The sequence below is a fragment of the Stenotrophomonas sp. YJH_SMC_10 genome, from assembly GCF_059371555.1.
In genome coordinates this window covers 72,591-92,826 of the sequence record NZ_JCAFUS010000002.1, presented here as the reverse complement: position 1 = coordinate 92,826, position 20,236 = coordinate 72,591, and the positions used below count along the sequence as shown (strand labels likewise).

21 protein-coding genes and 1 pseudogene are annotated in these 20,236 nt (G+C 68.9%); 14 read left to right on the top strand and 8 right to left on the bottom strand.

The annotated features are described in order from the left end of the window. The first annotated feature begins 6 nt into the window (after positions 1-6). The 8 genes from mdcC (at position 7) to AC5P9C_RS03730 (ending at position 6,593) form a co-directional block, all read left to right on the top strand. Positions 7-327, top strand: coding sequence for a malonate decarboxylase acyl carrier protein (gene mdcC / locus AC5P9C_RS03765; protein ID WP_343542670.1), 321 nt, complete (start codon positions 7-9; stop codon positions 325-327). Next, positions 324-1,232, top strand: coding sequence for a biotin-independent malonate decarboxylase subunit beta (locus AC5P9C_RS03760; RefSeq protein WP_414615317.1), 909 nt, complete (start codon positions 324-326; stop codon positions 1,230-1,232). The genes mdcC and AC5P9C_RS03760 overlap by 4 nt, the downstream gene beginning before the upstream one ends. Next, a complete protein-coding gene (gene mdcE, locus AC5P9C_RS03755; RefSeq protein ID WP_343542668.1) occupies positions 1,229-1,939 on the top strand; it encodes a biotin-independent malonate decarboxylase subunit gamma in 711 nt (236 codons plus the stop codon). The genes AC5P9C_RS03760 and mdcE overlap by 4 nt, the downstream gene beginning before the upstream one ends. After that, the gene (gene mdcG / locus AC5P9C_RS03750) at positions 1,932-2,573 is read left to right on the top strand and encodes a malonate decarboxylase holo-[acyl-carrier-protein] synthase (RefSeq protein WP_343542667.1); all 642 of its coding nucleotides are present in this window, start codon (positions 1,932-1,934) and stop codon (positions 2,571-2,573) included. Before mdcE ends, mdcG begins: the two co-directional genes overlap by 8 nt. After that, positions 2,570-3,427: a triphosphoribosyl-dephospho-CoA synthase MdcB gene (mdcB, locus tag AC5P9C_RS03745; protein ID WP_414615318.1), complete on the top strand. Its 858-nt coding sequence runs from the start codon at positions 2,570-2,572 to the stop codon at positions 3,425-3,427. Before mdcG ends, mdcB begins: the two co-directional genes overlap by 4 nt. Beyond that, positions 3,424-4,344 (top strand): malonate decarboxylase subunit epsilon, encoded by a 921-nt coding sequence (gene mdcH, locus AC5P9C_RS03740; protein WP_414615319.1) that lies wholly within the window; start codon positions 3,424-3,426, stop codon positions 4,342-4,344. Before mdcB ends, mdcH begins: the two co-directional genes overlap by 4 nt. Positions 4,345-4,449: 105 nt before the next feature. Further along, the gene (locus AC5P9C_RS03735; protein ID WP_049465216.1) at positions 4,450-5,817 is read left to right on the top strand and encodes an SLC13 family permease; all 1,368 of its coding nucleotides are present in this window, start codon (positions 4,450-4,452) and stop codon (positions 5,815-5,817) included. Positions 5,818-5,873: 56 nt separating this feature from the next. After that, positions 5,874-6,593, top strand: a complete 720-nt coding sequence (locus AC5P9C_RS03730; protein ID WP_049441166.1) for a GntR family transcriptional regulator — start codon at positions 5,874-5,876, stop codon at positions 6,591-6,593. A 492-nt stretch (positions 6,594-7,085) separates the two neighbouring features. Here AC5P9C_RS03730 and AC5P9C_RS03725 read toward each other — a convergent pair whose 3' ends face one another. Then, positions 7,086-7,418, bottom strand: coding sequence for a hypothetical protein (locus tag AC5P9C_RS03725; RefSeq protein WP_343542363.1), 333 nt, complete (start codon positions 7,416-7,418; stop codon positions 7,086-7,088). A 151-nt stretch (positions 7,419-7,569) separates the two neighbouring features. Between AC5P9C_RS03725 and AC5P9C_RS03720 the strand changes: the two genes are divergently transcribed. After that, positions 7,570-8,517 carry a nucleoside hydrolase gene (locus AC5P9C_RS03720; RefSeq protein ID WP_053462647.1) on the top strand — a complete coding sequence of 316 codons (948 nt, stop codon included), beginning with the start codon at positions 7,570-7,572 and terminating at the stop codon, positions 8,515-8,517. A 4-nt stretch (positions 8,518-8,521) separates the two neighbouring features. Here the strand turns inward: AC5P9C_RS03720 and AC5P9C_RS03715 are convergent, their stop codons facing one another. The 5 genes and pseudogenes from AC5P9C_RS03715 to AC5P9C_RS03695 all read right to left on the bottom strand — a co-directional run bounded on the left by AC5P9C_RS03715 (position 8,522) and on the right by AC5P9C_RS03695 (position 13,419). Then, entirely contained in the window at positions 8,522-9,781 is a 1,260-nt protein-coding gene (locus AC5P9C_RS03715; protein WP_053462433.1) for an MFS transporter, read from the bottom strand. A 187-nt stretch (positions 9,782-9,968) separates the two neighbouring features. After that, the gene (locus tag AC5P9C_RS03710) at positions 9,969-11,282 is read right to left on the bottom strand and encodes a sensor histidine kinase (RefSeq protein ID WP_343542366.1); all 1,314 of its coding nucleotides are present in this window, start codon (positions 11,280-11,282) and stop codon (positions 9,969-9,971) included. Next, a pseudogene (locus AC5P9C_RS03705) lies at positions 11,279-12,018 on the bottom strand (response regulator). Before AC5P9C_RS03705 ends, AC5P9C_RS03710 begins: the two are co-directional and overlap by 4 nt. Before the next feature lie 57 nt (positions 12,019-12,075). Continuing rightward, positions 12,076-12,621, bottom strand: coding sequence for a redoxin family protein (locus tag AC5P9C_RS03700; protein WP_312580393.1), 546 nt, complete (start codon positions 12,619-12,621; stop codon positions 12,076-12,078). Between the two features lie 3 nt (positions 12,622-12,624). Beyond that, entirely contained in the window at positions 12,625-13,419 is a 795-nt protein-coding gene (locus AC5P9C_RS03695; protein ID WP_343542368.1) for an alpha/beta fold hydrolase, read from the bottom strand. 342 nt (positions 13,420-13,761) lie between these two features. On the opposite strand from AC5P9C_RS03695, the gene AC5P9C_RS03690 reads away from it, so the two are divergent. The 5 genes from AC5P9C_RS03690 to AC5P9C_RS03670 all read left to right on the top strand — a co-directional run bounded on the left by AC5P9C_RS03690 (position 13,762) and on the right by AC5P9C_RS03670 (position 17,393). Continuing rightward, positions 13,762-14,406, top strand: coding sequence for an HvfX family Cu-binding RiPP maturation protein (locus AC5P9C_RS03690; protein WP_049469733.1), 645 nt, complete (start codon positions 13,762-13,764; stop codon positions 14,404-14,406). Between the two features lie 95 nt (positions 14,407-14,501). Next, positions 14,502-14,978 (top strand): HvfA family oxazolone/thioamide-modified RiPP metallophore, encoded by a 477-nt coding sequence (locus tag AC5P9C_RS03685; protein WP_414615220.1) that lies wholly within the window; start codon positions 14,502-14,504, stop codon positions 14,976-14,978. Between the two features lie 56 nt (positions 14,979-15,034). Further along, entirely contained in the window at positions 15,035-15,880 is an 846-nt protein-coding gene (locus tag AC5P9C_RS03680; protein WP_164688164.1) for an HvfB family MNIO-type RiPP peptide maturase, read from the top strand. Next, a complete protein-coding gene (locus tag AC5P9C_RS03675; protein WP_343541169.1) occupies positions 15,873-16,607 on the top strand; it encodes an HvfC family RiPP maturation protein in 735 nt (244 codons plus the stop codon). Before AC5P9C_RS03680 ends, AC5P9C_RS03675 begins: the two co-directional genes overlap by 8 nt. A gap of 147 nt (positions 16,608-16,754) precedes the next feature. Further along, positions 16,755-17,393: a ferric reductase-like transmembrane domain-containing protein gene (locus tag AC5P9C_RS03670; RefSeq protein ID WP_343541166.1), complete on the top strand. Its 639-nt coding sequence runs from the start codon at positions 16,755-16,757 to the stop codon at positions 17,391-17,393. A 53-nt stretch (positions 17,394-17,446) separates the two neighbouring features. On the opposite strand, the gene AC5P9C_RS03665 is transcribed toward AC5P9C_RS03670, so the two are convergent. Beyond that, the gene (locus AC5P9C_RS03665; RefSeq protein WP_495205105.1) at positions 17,447-18,583 is read right to left on the bottom strand and encodes a metallophosphoesterase; all 1,137 of its coding nucleotides are present in this window, start codon (positions 18,581-18,583) and stop codon (positions 17,447-17,449) included. Between the two features lie 89 nt (positions 18,584-18,672). Continuing rightward, on the bottom strand, positions 18,673-20,214 hold the full coding sequence (locus AC5P9C_RS03660; RefSeq protein ID WP_343541164.1) for a TerC family protein: 1,542 nt from the start codon (positions 20,212-20,214) through the stop codon (positions 18,673-18,675). Positions 20,215-20,236 lie beyond the last annotated feature (22 nt).

The following is a 20,236-nucleotide window of genomic DNA, read 5'->3' as shown; positions in this document are numbered from 1 at the left end:
CTGAGCATGGAAACCCTCGACTATCGATTCGACGGCCGCACCCGCGTGCAGTTCCCGCACGATGCGGTGCTGGTGGGCGTGCTGGCTTCGGGCAACCTGGAGATCCTGCTGGAGCCTGTGGCACAGGAGGGTGCGATGACCGTGCGCATCATCACCGCTGCGCCGGGCTTCGGCAGCATCTGGCAGGCGGTGATCACCGACTTCGCGCAACGCCATCCGCTGCGCGACGTGCGCGTGTCGATCAATGACGCCGGTGCCACCCCGGCGGTGGTCAGCCTGCGCCTGGACCAGGCCGTGGAAACCCTGCTGGCCGGAGGCAAGCCATGAGCCACGTACAACGCCACAGCTATTACGAAGCCGATGCACGCGAACGCATTGCCGGGCTGGTCGACGCGGGTTCGTTCCGCGAGTTCCTCGGCCCGGCGCGGCGGATGACGAGCCCGCACCTGGCCCAACTCGACCAGCCCGCGGCGTTCGACGACGGCATCGTGGTCGGCGAAGCCACGCTGCGGGGCAAGCGCGTGCTGCTGGCCGCACAGCAGGGTGCATTCATGGGCGGCGGCGTGGGCGAGGTGCACGGCGCCAAGCTGACCGGGCTGCTGCGCCGCGCCGCCGACACCCGGCCTGACGGCGTGCTGCTGCTGCTGGATACCGGCGGCGTGCGCCTGCACGAAGCCAATGCCGGGCTGATCGCCATTTCCGAAATCATGCGCGCCACCCTGGGTGCACGCGCTGCCGGCGTGCCGGTGATCGCGCTGATCGGCAGCGGCAACGGCGCCTTCGGCGGCATGGGCATTGTCGCCCGCTGCTGCACCACGGTCATCATGTCCGAAGAGGGGCGCCTGTCGCTGTCCGGCCCGGAAGTGATCGAGACCGTACGCGGCGTGGAAGAGTTCGACTCACGCGATCGCGCGCTGGTCTGGCGCGTGACCGGTGGCAAGCACCGGTACCTGATCGACCAGGCGCAGGTGCTGGTGCCCGACACCATCGCAGCGTTCGCGCAGGCCGCAGCCAATGCGCTGCAGCCCGACACCAGCAGCAGCGATACCGACACGGCGCTGGGCGCCCTGCAGGCCCGCCACGCCGCGTTGAAGGCACGCGTGCAGGCCTGGGGCGATTGCCGCGACGGTCTGGAGATATGGGCCCGCCAGGGCATCGCCGAACCCGAGCGGCTGCCAGTGCTGGACACCGATGCCTTCCTCGCCGCCACCGCTGGCCGGAGCCTGCCATGAGTGCACCGCTGCAGACCCTGTTCGATGCGCTGTTCCCTCGTGGGCACGCCATTGCGGTGGACGATTCGGTACTGACCGGCAGCGCAGCCACCGACGATGGCGAGGTGACCGTGATCGGCACCACCGACCGCATCGAGGTCGGCGTCGACCATGCGCTCATCCTGGCCGAAACCGTGCTGGCCAGCACCGCCGCGCACCCGCAGCGGCCGATCGTGATGCTGGCCGATACCGCCGGCCAGCGCCTGGCGCGGCGCGATGAGCTGCTGGGCATCAATGGCTACTTTGCACATCTGGCGCAGACGCTCGACCTGGCACGCCGGCGTGGCGCGCGCCTCGTCACGCTGGTCTACGGCGAATCGGTCAGCGGTGGCTTCCTGTCCTTCGGCCTGATGGCCGACCACATTCACGCCCTGCCCGATGCGCAGGTGCGGGTGATGGACCTGCGCGCGATGGCACGGGTGACCAAGCAACCGCTGGAGAAGCTGCAGGCGCTCAGCCAGAGCTCGCCGGTGTTCGCACCGGGCGTGGCCAACTACGTGGCGATGGGCGTGGTGGAATCGGTGTGGGAAGGCGACCTTGCCCAGCACCTGCTGCGGGCCCTGCGCGCGCCGGTCGAAGGCGACCTGCGTGCCGCACGCGGCGCTCAGCGCGGCGGTCGCATGCTGGCCGCACGCGTGGCCGCAGCCGTGAGCCAGGGCGATGCCTGAGCGGCTGCCCCGCCATACGCTGGTCTGGCTGTCAGCGTACGCCGGCTGGCAGGCAGACATCGCCGCGCATGAACCGCGCTTGGCCGCCTGGTTTGCGCAGGGCCTGCCGGCCATCGTCGCCCGGCGTGCCGCCGACGATGCCGATCCCCGCCTGCGTCTGGGCGTACCGCTGCCGCCCGCCGAGGGCAAACTGCGCCTGGCCCTGCGCGTGCCGGCACACGATGTGCTGCGCACTGCGCCACCACCGGCGCTTCAGGCGGTGCTGGAAGGCGACCTGGTGCAGGACTGGCAGCGGCCCCTGCAGGCACTGCAGCACATCGCCGCAGCGCGCGTATTCGGAGCGTTCGCCTGGCAGCACCTCACTGGACTGCACTATGTGCACGCGCGCTCGGACATCGATCTGCTGTGGCGGATCGACACCACCGCGCAGGCCGATGCCCTGGCCGCAAGGCTGCAGGCATGGGAAACGCGATACGGCCGACGGGTCGATGGCGAACTGTGCCTGGCCGACGGCGCCGCCGTGAACTGGCGGGAATACGCGGGACGCAGTCGCGAGGTACTGGTCAAGCGCCCGGCCGGCGCCGCGCTGGAACTGCGAGAGTCCGTATTCGCCCCCGCCGGGGTGAGCGCATGAACGCCGTCGCGCAGCCGACTGCCCGGCCGGCCGCCGCCGTGGACTGCGCGCGCCTGGGGCGCCTCGCCGTTGCCAGCCTGCATGCAGAACTGGCCCTGGCACCGAAACCGGGACTGGTCACGCCGTTCGACCGCGGCAGCCATCACGACATGGATGCGCGTACGTTCCTGCGCAGCCTGTTCGCACTGCGCCACTATTTCACCGCCGTGGCCCGCCTCGGTGCAGCCGGGGCGGACTTCGAGGCGATGCGCCGGTGTGGCATTGCCGCCGAAGCCGCGATGCTGCGCGCGACCGGCGGCATCAACACCCATCGTGGCGCGGTCTTCAGTCTCGGCCTTTTGGTGGCGGCCGCCACGGCCTGCCGCTCCCGCTTGGGCCATGCGGGCACCGGTGAGCAGGTCTGCCTGGAGGTCCGTCGCTGGGCTGCGGACTTCGCACGGGCACCGCTGGATGCAGGCAGCCCGGGCCAACGTGCGCGCGCCCTGCACAAGGTGCCAGGCGTGCGCGAACAGGCCGCCGCCGGCTACCCGCTGTTGCGCGAGGTGGCGCTGCCGGTCCTGCGCGATGCACTGGCCAATGGGCTGGCGCGCGAGGCCGCGATGTGCCACACGCTGATGCAGCTGGTCGCACACACCGACGACCTCAACCTGCTGCATCGCGGTGGTGCTGAAGGCCTGCGCTGGGCGCAGCAGCAGGCCCGTCGTTTCCTGGCCGAAGGTGGTGCCTTCGCACACGATTGGCGGCGGCGCCTGCACGTCATCGCCGACGCCTTCGTTGCACGCCACCTCAGCCCCGGTGGCAGCGCCGACCTGCTTGCCTGCAGCCTGTTCCTGCTGCAGCAGGAGGGCACATGAGCCTTGCCCTGCTCTGCCCTGGACAGGGCGCGCAACATGCGGCGATGTTCGATCGCGTGCGCGACGTTGCTGCTGCGCGGCCGGTGCTCGATGCCACGGACGAACTGCTGGGCCGCGATGCATTCGCCGCCGCGGCGGCCGCCGACCGCTTTGACAATGCGCAGGCGCAGCCGCTGCTGTGCGCGGCCAGCCTGGCGCACTGGCAGGGCCTGCGCGAGGCGTTGCCGACGCCGACAGTGATCGCGGGCTACAGCATCGGGGAGTTGGCCGCACATGCCATCGCCGGCAGCTTCGACACCACGACCTGCCTTGCCCTGGCCGCGCAGCGCGCGCGGCTGATGGATGCCGCCAGTCCGGATGGTGCCGGGCTGCAGGCAGTCCTGGGGCTGGGCCGCATTGCCACACAGCGCCTGTGCGATGCGCACGGCGCGTTCATCGCGATTGCCAATGGTGATGACCACTTCATCCTGGGGGGTGCACGGCCGTCGCTACTCGCGTTGGCGGCAGACGCACAGGCCTTCGGCGCCGAAATCCGTCCGTTGCCGGTCCATGTGCCCGCGCACACGCCACTGCTGGCCGGCGCAGTGGCATCGTTTGCCGCCGTGCTCGAAGCAGCGCAGATGCAGGCACCACGCCTGCCCCTGCTGGCCGGCATCGACGCGCGACCGGTGCGGGATCGCACAACGGCGGTCCACACGCTGTCGGCGCAGCTGGCGCAGACCATCGAATGGGCGCAGGTGATGCGCCAGGCCTTCGAGCGTGGCGCGCGGGTGTTCCTGCAGCTGGGCCCGGGCAACGCATTGGCGCGCATGGTCGCGCCGGCCTATCCGTGCTGTGAGGTACGCGCGGTGGAAGAGTTCCAGAGCCTTGAAGGCGCCGCGGCCTGGGTCCGCAGTGCGCTGGAACGGCGGCAGTAACGGGTTCGAGCAGTACGTATCACGCAACACGCTGTACGTCGCCTTACCCCGGGGATGGCGGGTCTCCATCCGCGCTGTACGTGAGTCACGTGTCTGGGAGGGCGCATGAGTCCACAAATCGCAACGATCATCGGTCTGGTGATCATGTTCATCGTCGCCACGGCAATGCCGATCAACATGGGGGCCGTCGCCTTCGCGCTGGCCTTCATCATCGGCGGGCTGTGGGTCGACATGGGCGGCAAGGAGGTCCTGGCCGGCTTTCCCGGCGATCTGTTCCTGACCCTGGTCGGCATCACCTACCTGTTCGCCATCGCGCAGAAGAACGGCACCATTGACCTGCTGGTGCACTGGGCAGTGAAAGCGGTGCGCGGCCATATCGTGGCCATTCCGTGGGTGATGTTCGTGATCACCGCGGTCCTCACCGCGTTCGGCGCGCTGGGCCCGGCGGCGGTCGCGATCATCGGCCCGGTCGCCCTGCGCTTTGCCAAGCAGTACAACATCAACCCACTGATGATGGGCCTGCTGGTCATCCATGGTGCGCAGGCCGGCGGCTTCTCGCCCATCAGCGTGTACGGCAGCATCACCAATGGCGTGGTGCAGAAAGCCGGGCTGGAAGTGACCGAGATGGCAGTGTTCCTGACCAGCCTGGGCTTCAACTTCATGATGGCGACGATCTGCTTCTTCGCTTTCGGTGGCATCGCCCTGCTGCGTCGCGGCTCGATCACCGCAGCAGGAACGATCGGCAGTGCGGAACTGGCGATGGCCGGTGGCCCGCAGGCGTCATCGCGCCAGTTCGCGATCGAAGGCCATGGCGCGCTGGTCGCGGCGGGCGGCGGCACCCTGTCCAACGATCCGGCGGCACTGGATGCGGTCAGCCTGACCCGCGAGCGGTTGTTCACCCTGATCGGCCTGCTCGGCCTGGGCGTGGCCGCGCTGATCTACAACCTCAACGTCGGCCTGGTCTCGATCACCGTGGCGGTGGCGCTGGCGCTGCTGTCGCCGCAGAGCCAGAAGGGCGCGGTCGACGGCATCAGCTGGTCCACCGTGCTGCTGATCTGCGGCGTGGTGACCTACATCGGCGTACTGGAACATGCCGGCGCGGTGGACTTCATCGGCAACGGCGTCTCCGACATCGGCATCCCGCTGCTCGGCGCGCTTCTGGTCTGCTACGTCGGCGGCATCGTCTCCGCATTCGCCTCGTCGGCCGCGGTGCTCGGCGCAACGATTCCATTGGCCGTGCCGTTCCTGATGCAGGGTCACCTCAGCGCCGCTGGCGTGATCTGCGCGCTGGCGGTGTCGTCCACCATCGTCGATGTCAGCCCGTTCTCCACCAATGGCGCACTGGTGGTGGCTTCGGCAGCCAAGGAAGAGCGCGAGAGCCTGTTCCGTCGCTTCCTGGTGTACAGCGGCCTGGTGGTGGCGCTGGGGCCGTTGCTGGCCTGGCTGGTGTTCGTGGTGCCGGGCTGGATGTAACTGCCATCGGGTCGTGCCGGCCGCTGGCCGGCGCGACCTGGCGTTACACTCTGCGCATGGCCATTGCCCCTGCCCCGCGGTCACCGAAGAAGCGCGCGCCTCTGTACGAAGAGGTGGCCGAACACGTGCGCGAGCGCATCTATGACTACCGGTTGCCGCCGGGCGAGTGGATCGACGAGCCCGCGCTGTGCGAAGAACTGGGTATCAGCCGTACGCCCCTGCGCGAGGCGTTGAAGCTGCTGGCAGCCGAAGGCCTGGTACAGATCGATGCCGGTCGTGGCAGCCGGGTCACCCGGCTGACGCTGGAAGACCTCAACCAGCTGTTCCCGGTGATGGCCATGCTGGAAGGCCGTTGCGCCCACGAGGCGGTCAGGCACATCGACGATGCCGGCGTGCAACAGCTGGAGGCCCTGCATGCGGCGATGGAAGCGGCGGCGGCCGAGGGCAACATCGCCGAGTACTACCGCAACAACTACCTGATCCACGAAACCGTGCAGCATTACGCCGGCAATCCGTGGCTGATCCGCATCACCCACGACCTGCACCGCATCCTGAAGATGCATCGCGGCCGCCAGCTGCTGACCCCGGGGCGCACCGCGCAATCGCTGGCCGAGCACCGCGAGCTGATGGAGTGCTTCCGTCGCCGCGACGCGCAGGCCGCCGAACGCACCATGGAACGCCACCTGCTCAGCCAGGGCCAGGCCTTGGCCGCCTATGTGGCGGCAGGCGGGCTGCTGAACGTACCGGCGCCGTTGCCCACCGAAGGCGGCGGCTGAGCGGAAGAGGTTGCCGGCCAGCGGCCGGCACTACCGGGACGGGGCCTTGGTTGGGCTGTTGGACGTGCCGTGGGCGCCTGCCCGCCGAAGGTGGCGGCTGAGCGGATGTGGTTGCCGGCCAGCGGCCGGCACTACCGGACGTGAGCTTGGTTGGGCCGTTGAACGTGCCGGGGGCGCTTGCCCGCCGAAGGCGTCGGCTGAGCGGATGTGGTTGCCGGCCAGCGGCCGGCACTACCGGACGTGAGCTTGGTTGGGCAGTCGAACGTGCCGGGGGAGCTTGCCCGCCGAAGGTGGCGGCTGAGGGGATGTGGTTGCGGGCCAGCGGCCGGCACTACCGGACGTGAGCTTGGTTGGGCTGTTGAACGTGCCGGGGGCCCTTGCCCGCCGAAGGCGGCGGCTGAGCGGATGTGGTTGCCGGCCAGCGGCCGGCACTACCGGACGTGGCCGTGGTTGGGTAGTGCCGGCCGCTGGCCGGCATCCCGTAACGTCTCGTCAATCGCCACCACCGCAGCTGCCGCCGTCGCCGCTGCCACCGTCGCTGCCGCAATCCGGGCTGCCATGGCTGTGCTGGCTGGCGCCGTCGCCGGAGTAGCCGCCCGCGTGATCGTAGCCACCGCCGAGACTGTTGTCGCCCCGGATCCCGGAGCCGTCGGCCGTGGCCGCCGCCATGCACAGGATCGCGCCGACCGCCGGCAGCAGCCAGACCAGCAGCAACTGCACGGTCCGGCCGCCCGCCGACAGGCCATCGCGCCTGGCGATCACCACGGTGGCCACCACGTTCAGGCCCAGCACCAGCAGCACCAGCAGAAGGGCAACGATCAGCATTCGGCGACTCCGTGCCTGGACTGCGTGCATTATGGCCTGCCCCTCCGGCAATGGCCCTGCCCGTCATGAAGATGGGACAATGCAGGGCGCGCCGGCCTGCCTGCGGGCCGCCGGCGCCCCCCGCACCACACGGAAGAAGAAGAACAACAACATGCTGAAAGTCATTTTCGATACCGACCCGGGCGTCGACGACGCCCTGGCCCTGCTGTACCTGCACAAGCACGCCCAGATTGACCTGATCGGCGTCACCACCACCTTCGGCAATGCCTCGGTGGAGTCGACCACGCACAATGCGCTGTACCTCAAGCAGGCCTGGGGCTTTGCCGCTCCGGTCGCACGCGGCGCCGAAGGCCCGCTGCAGCCGGAGGCCACCCCGGAAGCCTGGCCAGTGCACATCCATGGCCACAATGGCCTGGGCAACCATCCGGTGCCGGCCCGTCTGGACGTGGCCGCCGATGCGCGCCCGGCCCATCAGCTGATCATCGATCTGGTCCGCGCCCATCCGGGCGAAGTGACCCTGGTCGCGGTCGGCCGCATGACCAACCTGGCGCTGGCGCTGCAGCAGGCCCCGGACATCGCCGGCCTGGTGCGCGGGGTGGTGATCATGGGCGGCGCCTTCCATGTCAACGGCAACATCACCCCGGCCGCCGAGGCCAACATCTGGGGTGACGCCGAAGCGGCCGACGTGGTGTTCACCGCCAGCTGGCCGGTCACCGCGATCGGCCTGGACGTGACCACCCGCGTGGAAATGGACCGTGACGGCCTGGACACGCTGGCTGCGATCGGCGGTGCCGATGCCGAACTGGTGCGCGCGCTGTCGCAGGACTACGTGGACTTCTACCTGCAGGCCGGCCACAAGGGCATGGTCGTGCACGACTGCTGCGCCTGCATCGCGCTGACCCGACCGGAGCTGTTCCAGTTCGAACGCGCCAGCGTGCGCGTGGCCACCGACGGCGTTGCCCGCGGCATGACCATTCCCAAGCCGGAAGGCCTGGCATTCGGTCCCAGCGTGTGGGACGGCCACGTGGTGCAGTCGATCGCCATCGGCGTGGATGCGGCCGCGGTACTGGCCGACATCGAGCAGACCCTCAAGGTCTGACCCGCTAGCGCTTGGCCCTGCCCGGGACCGTCTCGGGCAGGGTCCACAGCACCGGCAGCACCAGCACCGCCACCAGCGCGATCATCGCGCCTGGCGCTGCTGCCCAGCCGCTGCGTTCCACCCACCATTGCGCCAGCCACGGCGTCGCACCGCCGAACACCGCCGTAGCCATGGTTACGCCCAGCGCCAGACCGCTGACCCGGCCTTCGCCGGGAAACTGCTCGGCCGTGGCCGGTGCCGCCACCGCGCTTACGCCGCCGGCCACGCAGGCCAGCAGCACCGCGGCCAACGCGATGCCCAGCGGCGGCGCCTGTGCCATCCACGCGAACAGGGACAGCGGCAGCAGCGCCGCCAGCACGGTCAGGCCCAACAACATCGGCCGTCGTCCGACCCGGTCGGACAACGCGCCACACAACGGTGTGATGGCGATGACCGCGACCGCCGCGATCGTCGACAGCCACAGGGCATCGCCCTCATCGTGGCCGCGCGCATGCAGGAAGGCCGGTACGTAGGTGATGCCCACGTAGTAGGTGATCGATCCCAAGGCGGAGATCGCAAAGGTGCGCGCCACCGCCAGCGGATGGTTGCGCAGCACGTGCCGAAGCGGCGTGGCCGGGATGCTGCCCTCGCGCCGCTGGCGTTCGAACTCGGGCGATTCGTGCATGCCCGAGCGCGCAACCAGGATCACCAGGGCCAGCGCCGCGCCGACGAAGAACGGAATGCGCCAGCCCCAGCTGTCCAGCTGCGCGGTGGGCAGCAGCGCCACGGTCAGCGCGGAGATCGCTACCGCCAGCAGCGCGCCCACCTCACTGGCCGCCGAGGCCAGCGAGGTCACCAGGCCCCGCCGTCGCGCCGGTGCGCTTTCCAGCAGGTACGCCACGACACCGGTGTATTCGCCGCCCACCGAGAACGCCATCACGCAGCGCAGTACCAGCAGCAGCACGCCCGCCAGGGTGCCTGCGGTGGCCGCGGTCGGCAGCAGCGCGGTGGCCAGCATCGCCGCAGCCATCAACGCCATCGAGGCCAGCAGCATCCAGCGCCGGCCAAGCCGGTCACCCAGGTGGCCAAAACACAGCGCGCCCAAGGGGCGCATCAGGTAGGACACGGCAAAGCCGGCCAGGGTGACCAGCAGGGCCTGTTCGCCGCCACCGAAGAACACCCGCGACAACACCGTGGCGAAATACAGGTACAGGGTGAAGTCGTACCACTCCACCACCGTGGACAGGCCCGCCACCCACATCGAGCGCTGCCGCGCCGCGGTCATTGCCTCTTCGCCTTCAACAGCTTCGATCCTGGTTGGGCACGTTGCATGCAGCGTGGCACGGACGGGGTGAAATACCGGTCATCGGCCATCCATTGCCGGCATGTACTGGACTTCATGGCCGGTGACGCCCTCGTCGTCGAAGCGGAAGCAGGCGTGCGCCTGCCCGCGAACCCAAGGACCGAGCAACTCAGCCCGGCAACTGCAATTCCGCCCGCAGCCCGCCGCCCTCCCGGTTGTACAGCTGCAGCGAGCCGCCCAGCGACTGCGCCAGCTGCACCGCGATGGCCAGTCCCAGGCCAGTGCCACCGGTATCGCGGTTGCGCGAGCTTTCCAGCCGATGGAACGGCGCCAGCACTGCCTGCAGCTGGTCCTCGGGAATGCCAGGGCCACGGTCGGAAATGCTGATCCACACTCTGCCGGCGTCATCACGGCCGGCCTCGATCTCGGCGGCACCGGCGTAACGCAACGCGTTGTCGACCAGATTGCCGACCACCCGGCGCAGCGGCTGCGGCCAGGTCTGCACGACCAGTCCAGCGGGCGCACCACCACTGACCGGCTTGCCCATGTCCTCGTAGTCGCCGACGACACTGGCCAGGAATGCGCCCAGGTCCATCGCCACTGGCGCGCCACTGGCGACGTGGCTGCTGCGCGCATAGGCCACGCCCTCACGCACCAGTTGCCCCAGGTGGTCGAGGTCGGCCAGCAGCCGCTGCTGGGTGCTGTCTTCAGGCAGGGCCTCCACCCGCAGCTTCATGCGCGTGATGGGGGTCTGCAGGTCATGCGAGATCGCGGCCAGGATCTGCAGGCGCTCACTGACATGGCCACGAATGCGTGCCTGCAGTGCGTTGAGCGCGGCCGCCGCGCCGCCCACTTCCGCAGGGCCATCTTCAGGCAGTGCCGGCCCGTCCTTGCCCGGCTGCAGATGCTCCACCGCATGCGACAGCTGCTGCAGCGGCCGCATGGCCAGGCGCACTGCCAGCCACGCGCACACCAGCAGCAGCGCCAGCTGCACCAGCAGCACGGCGGGCAACCAACGCGCCAGCGGCAGCCCCGACGGCGTGACTTCAATGGTTACGGGGGTGCCGTCGTGCAGGCGCAGTTCCACCTCGAACCGCTCCGGCAGGCGAGCCACCTGGCGCGCCTGCAACGGATAGCGGTGCTGCAGGCTGTCATCGATGACCGTGGTGACCTGGCGTGCGCGATCGGTCTGCAGCCCGGGTCCGGCCGCAGCCGGGCGCAGCAGGTAACGGTAGGTGCGCCGCTCCAGCCGCGGCACCCAGGCCGCGCGCTGGTCTGCGGGCAGGTGTTCCAGCAACGCGACGCTCACGGCCACATCCTCGTCGAGGTTGCGCAGCATCATGCTGCGGGTGGACTGGTCGCGTTCGAAGAACAGCAGGCCGAACGACAGTGCGTGGGCCAGCGCCAGTCCGCCCAGCAGCACCAGCAGCAGCCGCGCCGACAGCGTGCGCGGCCAGCGTGGGCGGCGTGCGGCGGTGTTCATTCGTCCGGCCCCAGCAACTGCACCGGCACGCTGAACACATAGCCTTCGCTGCGCACGGTCTTGATGTAGGTCGGCTCGCGCGCGTCATCCCCCAGGCGCTGGCGCACGCGGCTGACCAGCAGGTCGATCGAGCGATCGAACAGTTCGGCATCGCGACCCTGGGTGAGGCTGAGCAGCTGGTCGCGGCTGAGCACCCGATTGGCGTGGTCGAGGAACACGCGCAACAGGCGGAACTCGGCGCCACTGAGTGGATATGCGGTGTCCTGCGCATCCAGCAGATGGCGTGCGGTGGTATCCAGGCGCCACTCGCCGAAGGCCAGCTGGCGACCGGCTTCGCTCACCTGCAGATTCGGCGGCAACATCCGGGTACGGCGGATCACCGCAGTGATGCGTGCCAGCAGTTCGCGCGAAGAGAACGGTTTGGTCACGTAGTCGTCAGCGCCCATTTCCAGCCCGATGATGCGGTCGGTTTCGTCGTCGCGGGCGGTCAGAGCACCACCGGCACGGCGCGATGCTTGCCGGCGCGCAGGTTGCGGCAAAGGCTCAGGCCGTCCTCGCCCGGCATCATCACGTCCAGCACCACCAGATCCACGGCATGGGTATCCATCAGCGCGCGCATGGCCCGGCCGCCGTCGGCCTGGCTCACGCGCAGGCCGTTGCGTTGCAGGTAATCGGCCAGCATCTGGCGGATCTCGCTGTCATCGTCGACGACCAGGATATGCGGTACGTGGTTCATTGCGTTCTCGATGAAGACGGAGGTCAGGGCCGCGCTGCGCGGCCATGGTAGCGCGGCTTAGGGGCTGGCCAGCAGGCGCTGGATCTCGGTTTCAGTGCGTGCGTAGTCGCCCTCGCCGTAATGGCGGTAGACCACCCGCCCCTGCCGGTCGAGCAGGTACAGCGCGGGCCAGAAGCGGTTGCCCCAGGTATTCCAGATCCGGTACTGGTTGTCCTGCACCACCGGCCAGGTGATATCCAGCCGCGTGATGGCCTTGCGCACGTTGCCAGGCAGCCCTTCATAGGCGAACTCCGGGGTATGCACGCCGATCACCCGCAGCCCCTGCGGCGCGTAGCGTGCATGCCACTGGTGTACATACGGCGCCACGTTGAGGCAGTTGCTGCAGGTGTAGGTCCAGAACTCGACCAGCACCACCTGCCCCCGCAACTGCTCCAGTGTGAGCGGCGTGCTGTTGTGCCAGGGCCCGCCACCATCGAACCCGGCAGCGGGAACGGCCTGGGCCGGTTGCGCATCGGCCTCCGGGCTCGGCCAGGCCATCAACAGCGCAGCCCCACCCAGCAGTCCCATCAGCAACGGCAGCGCGTACGCACGCAGCGCGGTCATCGCTCAGCCCCCCTGCTCGGCCAGCGGCAGCTCTGCCGGCTTCACTCCCGCCGCTTCCAGGATGCTGTCAGCCACCTGCGCCGGATGCGAAAGCAGCGACACATGGCTGCTACCGATCGATTGCAGCTGTGCACCGATGCGACGTGCGGTCGCGGCCTGCAGCTGCGGCGACAGCATGCGGTCATCGCGGCTGAGCACGTACCAGCTCGGCTTGCTGCGCCACGCCGCAACGCTCACCACGTCGCTCAGCGCGCTGGCCTTCAACGGGACCTGTGTGCTGTACAGCAGCGTGGCGGACTTCTTCATCACATCCGGCGCGAAGTCCTGGGCGATGGCATCGGCCGGCAACGTCAGGTAGCCGTCCCTTTCCTGCAGTCGGGCAAGGCCCGGACCGACCGGAAAACCTTCGCCCTGTTGCGCCGAAGATTGCCCTGCATCCGGCGCGAAGGCCGCCACGTACACCAGCGACTGCACCTTCGGGTCATTGCCCGCTTCGGTGATGACCGTGCCACCCCAGCTGTGGCCGACCAGCACCACCTTGCCGGGCGCGGCGGCAATCGCGCGGCGGGTGGCGGCGACGTCGTCGGCCAACGAGGTGAGCGGATTCTGCACGGCCACCACTGGCAGCTTCCAGTCCTGCAGCGTGCTGATGACCTTGCTCCAGCTGGAGCCATCGGCGAACGCGCCGTGCACCAGGATGACGGTGGGCGGTGCAGCGGTATCGGCCTGGCCAGCGAAGGCGGGGGCGGCGGCGCCGGCAAGGGCGAGAGCGGCGGCGAGCAACGAGGTACGGATCATGGGGAAGCACTCCGGTGTTGGGAGTGGCCATTTCCGCCTGCCGGTGTATCGGCGCTGTTTCTCCGTGGCGCGGAGTTGTACCGGACTGTAGGGCGCAGGCGGGTTTCTACAGTGGGATACATTCCGGCGCCGGTCGTGGCCGGGCGCTGCCGGGTGGATATCGCTCCCCGCACGCAGGCGCGCAACGACCCGATGTGGCTCAACGCATCGTCTTTGTATCTGACTGTACGAAACCCGGGCGCGGCCACAGTCGCTGACAAAACTCCGGAAAACGGCACACGTTGCCGATACCTGCGCCGCCTGAAATGGCCTCCATCGACCACTGGCCCGCAGGACACCACCATGATCAGCACCGCCTCTTCCGTATATACCCCCCGACTGGACGCCGTCGGCCGCTGGCTGTCACCGCTGGCGCTGCGCACGCTGCTGGCCTGGGAGTTCTTTGAATCCGGCCGCGAGAAGCTGGGCGGCCAGAACTGGTTCGCCGACCTGGAAGGCCGCTTCCCGTTCCCGTTCTCCACCCTGCCCGCGTCGCTGAACTGGCAGTTGGCCACGTGGCTGGAACTGGTGGGTGCAGTGATGCTGCTGCTTGGCCTGGCCACGCGCTCGGTGGCCTACGTCTTCTGGGTGCTCACCATCGTTGCCATCGCCGCCGTGCACTGGCCCGACCAATGGAACGGCCTGGGTGAACTCTGGCAGGGCTATGCGATCACCGACCAGGGCTACGGCAACTTCAAGCTGCCGCTGCTGTTCCTGGCCATGCTGCTGCCGTTGATCCTCAACGGCGGTGGCGCACTCAGCGTGGACCGGCTGCTGGCCGGCCCCGGCCGCGCCACGGCAGGCAATGACGGCCTGGGTTGGGGCGTCAGCCTGATCGCCCTGCTGCTGCCGGTTGCCGCGCTGTTGCCCGGCATCGGCTTCGGCGGTGCCCTGCTCGGCGGTGTGCTGCTGCTGGGCCATCTGCTGCGCCGTCGCCGCGCCGCCTGAGGCGACTCCCCTGTTCCCGCGCGCTTCGCTTTCCGTCGCCTCTTCGGCGGCGTCCATCCCGCACGCCCCGCGTGCTTTCCCAAGGAGTCACCACCATGTCCGTCTCGACCAAGAACACTTCTTCCTCCCGCCTGCCGCGCATCGGTGCCATCGGCATCGCCCTGGCCGGTGGCCTGCTGCTGGCCGGCCAGGCCGCGGCGATCCAGCCGCTGGCGATCAGCGCGGTGGCCATGAGCGCCGCCGCCGAAGGCAAGTGCGGTGAAGGCAAGTGCGGGGCCAACAAGACCACCACCGGCAAGCCCGCCGGCAAGGCCAAGGTAGCCGAGGGCCAGTGTGGCGAAGGCAAGTGCGGCGACGCCTCGTTTGCCCGCACCGACCGCGACCACGACGGCCGGGTCTCGCGTGCCGAGTTCAACGCTGTGGCTGCCACGCGTGCCGCCGAATTCGACCGCATCGACACCGACCACGACGGTTACATCAGCGAACAGGAGGCGCACGACTACCTGCGCAGCGTCTACACCGCCAACGGCAAGCCGATGCCCAAGGGCCTGTTCGCCCGCGTTGCCGACTGATCGACGTCCAACCGGCGCCGCCATCAGGGCGGCGCCCTCTCGCTGGAGCATCCGCCATGTCCCTGCCCCTGCCCCCCACTGCTGCCGGCCTTGGCCTGCGCCGCGGACTGATCGACGAACTGCTGGCAACACCGGCCGGCAGCATCGACTTCCTCGAGGTCTCCCCCGACAACTGGATCGGCGTCGGCGGTGCCCATGGCGCCGCGCTGCGCCAGCTGAGCGAGCGGCACCCCTTGACCTGCCACGGCCTGTCACTATCGCTGGGCGGTCCTGATCCGCTGGACCGTACCCTGCTGGCGCAGACCCGTGCCTTCCTCGACCTGCACCAGGTACAGCTGTACAGCGAACACCTGAGCTACTGCGCCGCCGGTGGCCACGTCTACGATCTGCTGCCACTGCCATTCACTGCCGAGGCCGTTCACCATGTCGCCGGTCGCATCGCCCAGGTGCAGGACGTGCTGGGGCGGCGCATCGCCGTGGAGAACATCTCCTACTACGCCGTTCCCGGCGCGGACATGAGCGAGATCGACTTCATCAACGCCGTGCTCACCGAGGCCGACTGCGACCTGCTGCTGGACGTCAACAACGTCTTCGTCAACGCCTGCAACAACGGTTACGACGCCTTCGAATTCCTGGCCCGCGTGCCGGCCCAGCGTGTCGCCTCGCTGCACGTGGCGGGCCACTTCGATGAAGACGATGGCTTCAAGATCGATACCCATGGTGCGCCGGTGAAAGGCGTGGTCTGGGCGCTGTTGCGCGAGGCCTACATGCGGGTGGGCGTGCGTCCCACGCTGCTCGAACGCGACTTCAACTTCCCGCCACTGGCCGAGCTGCTGGCCGAGGTTGCGCAGATCCGCCAGGTGCAGGTTGAGGCACGTTGGCCGGAGGTGGTCCATGGCTGAGTCGTTGGCCACCCTGCAACGGCGTTGGGCCGACCATGTGCGCGACCCATCAGCGGCCGCACCCGATGGCATCGAGGCACGCAGGCTGGCGGTATACCGCCGCCTGTGCATCGACAGCCTGGACACTCTGCTGGCCGGCAGCCTGCCGCACCTGCGACAGCAGTTGGGCACGCCGCGCTGGCGCGACACGGTGGAGCACTACTACGCCCGCCACACCTGCCAGACCCCGTTGTTCCCACGGATCGCCGACGAGTTCGCGGCCTGGCTGGCGGTGCAGGACACGCTGGCACTGCCGGGCTGGGCGGCGGAACTGGCGCACTACGAGAGCACACGGCAGTCGCTGTACATCGAAGCGCGTGACGCCGGGCGTGCGCTGTGCCGCGCTGCCGTGGGCAGTGATGTGCTGGCGGTGTCGCCGTTGGCAAGAGTGCTTGGCTACCAGTGGCCGGTGCACGAGGACGAGGGGCCGGGGTCGGTGCTGAGCGCTGCGCCCACGCTGCTGCTGATCCGGCGCCTCGCCGATTTCAGCCTGCAGGTCGAGCAACTGTCGCCGCTGGCCTACGCGCTGCTATCGGTCTTCGGTGACGACGGCGCCGCTGTGGAAGCGGCACTGCGGGCGCTGTCCCAGGCACATGGCGTGGCAACGGATGCATTGCGCGTGGCCTGCGCGCCCGTTCTGGACGAACTGTGCGCGGCAGGCGTGCTGGTTGCATTGCCTTCTTCCTGAGGTTGCCGGCCAGCGGCCGGCACTACCCGTTCCTTGACCGGCCAGCGGCCGGTACTACCCGTTCCTTGACCGGCCGGCGGCCGGTACTACCCGTTCCTTGACCGGCCGGCGGCCGGCACGACCCGCCCCCTACTTCGAGGTCTCACCATGGCTGCATCCAATACTCCCTTCCTGCACGGCTGTCGCCTGTTCGTGGCCATCGCCGTGGTCCTGATCGCGTTCGCGCTGGCGGCCTTCGCCCTGCATCCCGATGCAGCCGAAGGCAGCCGTGCGGCGATCCGGGTCACTGCACGCACGTCGTTCCTGCTGTTCCTGGCGGCGTTCACGGCATCGTCGTTCGCCAGCCTGCTACCGGGCCCATTCACCCGGTTCCTGCTGCGCGAACGGCGCACCGTCGGTTTGTCCTTCGCGTTCTCGCACCTGCTGCACGCAGTCGCCATCACCAGTTTCGGCATCCTCAATCCGGCGTTCTGGCCTGCACGATCCGCGCTGGCCAACTTTCCAGGCACGGTGGGCTACCTCGCCATCCTGGCGCTGGCCATCACCTCGCACCGGGGGCTTGCCCGGCGCATGGGGCCCACCGCCTGGCGTCGCCTGCACGTCACCGGCATGTGGATCATCGCGGCGGTGTTCACCTACTCGTACTTCAAGCGCGTGCCGGGCAACGTCTGGTATGCGGTGCCGTCGGCACTGCTGTTCACCGCCTTCGTGGTGCGCTGGATCGCCAAGCGGGCGCAGGCGCTGCGCCGAAGCGCGCATGCGCGGCCACCGCTGCGGACGGCGTGACGACCCGGGGCCAGATCCCTTTCCCCAGGAAAAGGGATCTGACCCACTTCAGGTCACGGTGCGCGGCGCAGTGTCACCAGAGTGATCTCCGACGGCACGCCGATGCGTGCCGGGAAACCGGCCCAGAGGCCCGCACCATTGCTCACGTAAAGCGTCATCCCATCCACGTCGTAGCGGCCGGAGACGAAGCCACCATTGGCCCGCTTCACCAGTTGGTCCATGCCGATGATCTGCCCGCCGTGGGTATGGCCGGACAGCTGCAGTTTGACGCCGCGCGCCGCTGCCTCGCCCGCATTGCGCGGGCGGTGATCGAGCAGGATCACCGGCGCGGCGGGATCGGCGCCGGTCAAGGCGGCGTCCAGATCCGGCAGCGGCAGGCCGTAGCGTGCGGCCACCGGATCGGTGACCCCGGCAATGGTCAGCGCCGCGTCGCCACGCCGCACCTGCAGGTGGCTGTTCTCCAGCACCTGCATGTGCAGCGCGCGGAACGCCTGCATCCATGCCTGGTACTGCGCGTAATACTCGTGGTTGCCGGTGATGGCGACGACACCGTCCGGCGCCCGCAGGTCCGCCAGTGGGCGCGCGTCGTCACGGCGGGCCCCGACACTGCCGTCGATCAGATCGCCGGTGATCACGATCAGGTCCGGCGTCAATGCGTTGCTCTCATCCACCACCCTGCGCACCCAGTCGCCGGTCAGCAGACGGCTGGCATGGATGTCGGTCAGCTGCAGCACGCGATAGCCGTCGAACGCAGCGGGCAGCCCGGCAATGCTCACGTCGATCTGCCGGGGTTGGGGCACTGCCATGCCCTGGCTGACACCATAACCACTGACCAGCAGGGCCAGCACGCCAGCCGCCGGCCGCAAGCGCCGCGTGCGCAATGCGGCGACCGCACGAGGCCAGCGCAGCAGGCGGGACGCGAGCAGGCCCACATCCATCGCCAGCATCAGCAACGCCAGCAGCAACACCGCCGTGGAGCCGGTGGCCAGCGTGGCGATGGCCAGCTTCGGAATTTCCGGCGACGCCATCGTGCCCCAGAAGGTGGCGACGATACGCAGCTGCACGGCTACGCCCACCAGCAGCAGCGACAGCACGACCTTCAGCCAAGTGGGCATGCGCAGTGGCCAGAACAGGCGCCAGGCCACATACAGGCCCATCAACAAACCGATCGTACTCAGCACTGCAACCATCCTGGAAAGAAAGCGGGCCGCCATGGTGACGGCTGCGGGTCGTGCTGTGTAGAGCCGAGCCTGGGCTCGGCTCTACAACAACAGGTGGGTCAGGCCATTCCGTCGAGGCGTTCCACCCGCAGGCGGGCGATACGGCGCTTCTCCATCGCCAGCACGGTGATGCGCACGCCCGCCACCTCCACCGCATCGCCGATGTCCGGCAGCCGGCCCAGCTGCTCCAGCACCAGCCCGGAGATGGTCATGTAGTCGGCACTGCGCGGCAGCGACACGCCGGCCAGGCGCTGCAGGTCGTCCAGGGTCAATGCACCGTCGGCCTCCCACTGGCCCTCGCCCTGCGCGACCACGCCATAGCGCTCGTCCTGGGTATCGACCAGGTCACCGGCAATCGCCGCCAGCAGGTCGTTGGCGGTCACCAGTCCTTCCACGCTGCCGTACTCGTCCACCGCCACGGCCAGCGGCACCGGATGCTGGCGGATCAGCTCCAGCGCCTGCAATGCGCTGGCGCTGGACAGCACGTACTGCGGTTCGCGCAGGTTGCCTTCCAGGTGCAGGGGCCTGCCCTGCAGCAGGTCGGCCAGCAGATCGCGGCTCTGCACCACGCCACGCAGGCTGTCCAGGTCACCCTCACCCACCAGCAGGCGGGTATGCGGCGACGCCACCAGGCGCGCCACGACGTCCTCCTGCCCACGCGCCAGGTCGATCCACTGCACGTCGGCGCGCACGGTCATCACGCTCGACACCGGGCGATCGGCCAGGCCGAGCACGCTGCGGATCATCTCGTGTTCGGCCGGCTGCAGGCGCTCTTCAGCGTCCACCTGCGCGTCCACGCCTTCATCGTCCTGGCCATTGGCCGGGCGCGCGCCGAGCATGCGCAGCACGGCATCGGCGGTGCGCTGGCGGAACGGCAGGCGGCGCTCGTTGCGCTCGCGGTTGAAACGCACCCACTGGTTGAACGCCTCGACCAGGATCGAGAAGGCGATCGCTGCGTACAGGTAGCCCTTCGGGATCTTGTAGCCCAGCCCTTCGGCCACCAGGCTGAAGCCGATCATCAGCAGGAAGCCCAGGCACAGCACCACCACCGTGGGATGCTTGTTGACGAAGCGGGTCAGCGGCTTGCTGGCCAGCAGCATCAGCGCCATGGCGATGGTCACGGCCGTATACATCACGCCCAGGTTGTCGACCATGCCGACGGCAGTGATCACCGAGTCCAGCGAGAACACCGCATCGAGCACCACGATCTGCGCCACCACCATCGCGAAACTGGCGTAGACCTTCTTGCCGTCCTCGTGATGTTCGCGTCCTTCCAGCCGTTCGTGCAGCTCCATGGTGCCCTTGAACAGCAGGAACAGGCCACCGCCCAGCAGGATCAGGTCACGCCCGGAAAAACTGTGGTCGAACAGCGTGAGCAGCGGCGCGGTCAGCTTCATGATCCAGGCCAGTGCAGCCAGCAGCACCAGCCGCATCAGCAGCGCCAGCGCCAGGCCGATCACCCGCGCGCGGTCGCGCTGGTGCGGTGGGAGCTTGTCGGCCAGGATCGCGATGAACACCAGGTTGTCGATGCCGAGAACGATCTCCAGCACGACCAGGGTTGCAAGGCCCATCCAGATCGAGGGGTCAGCCAACCATTCCATTTCAGGTCCGTTTCTTCAGTAG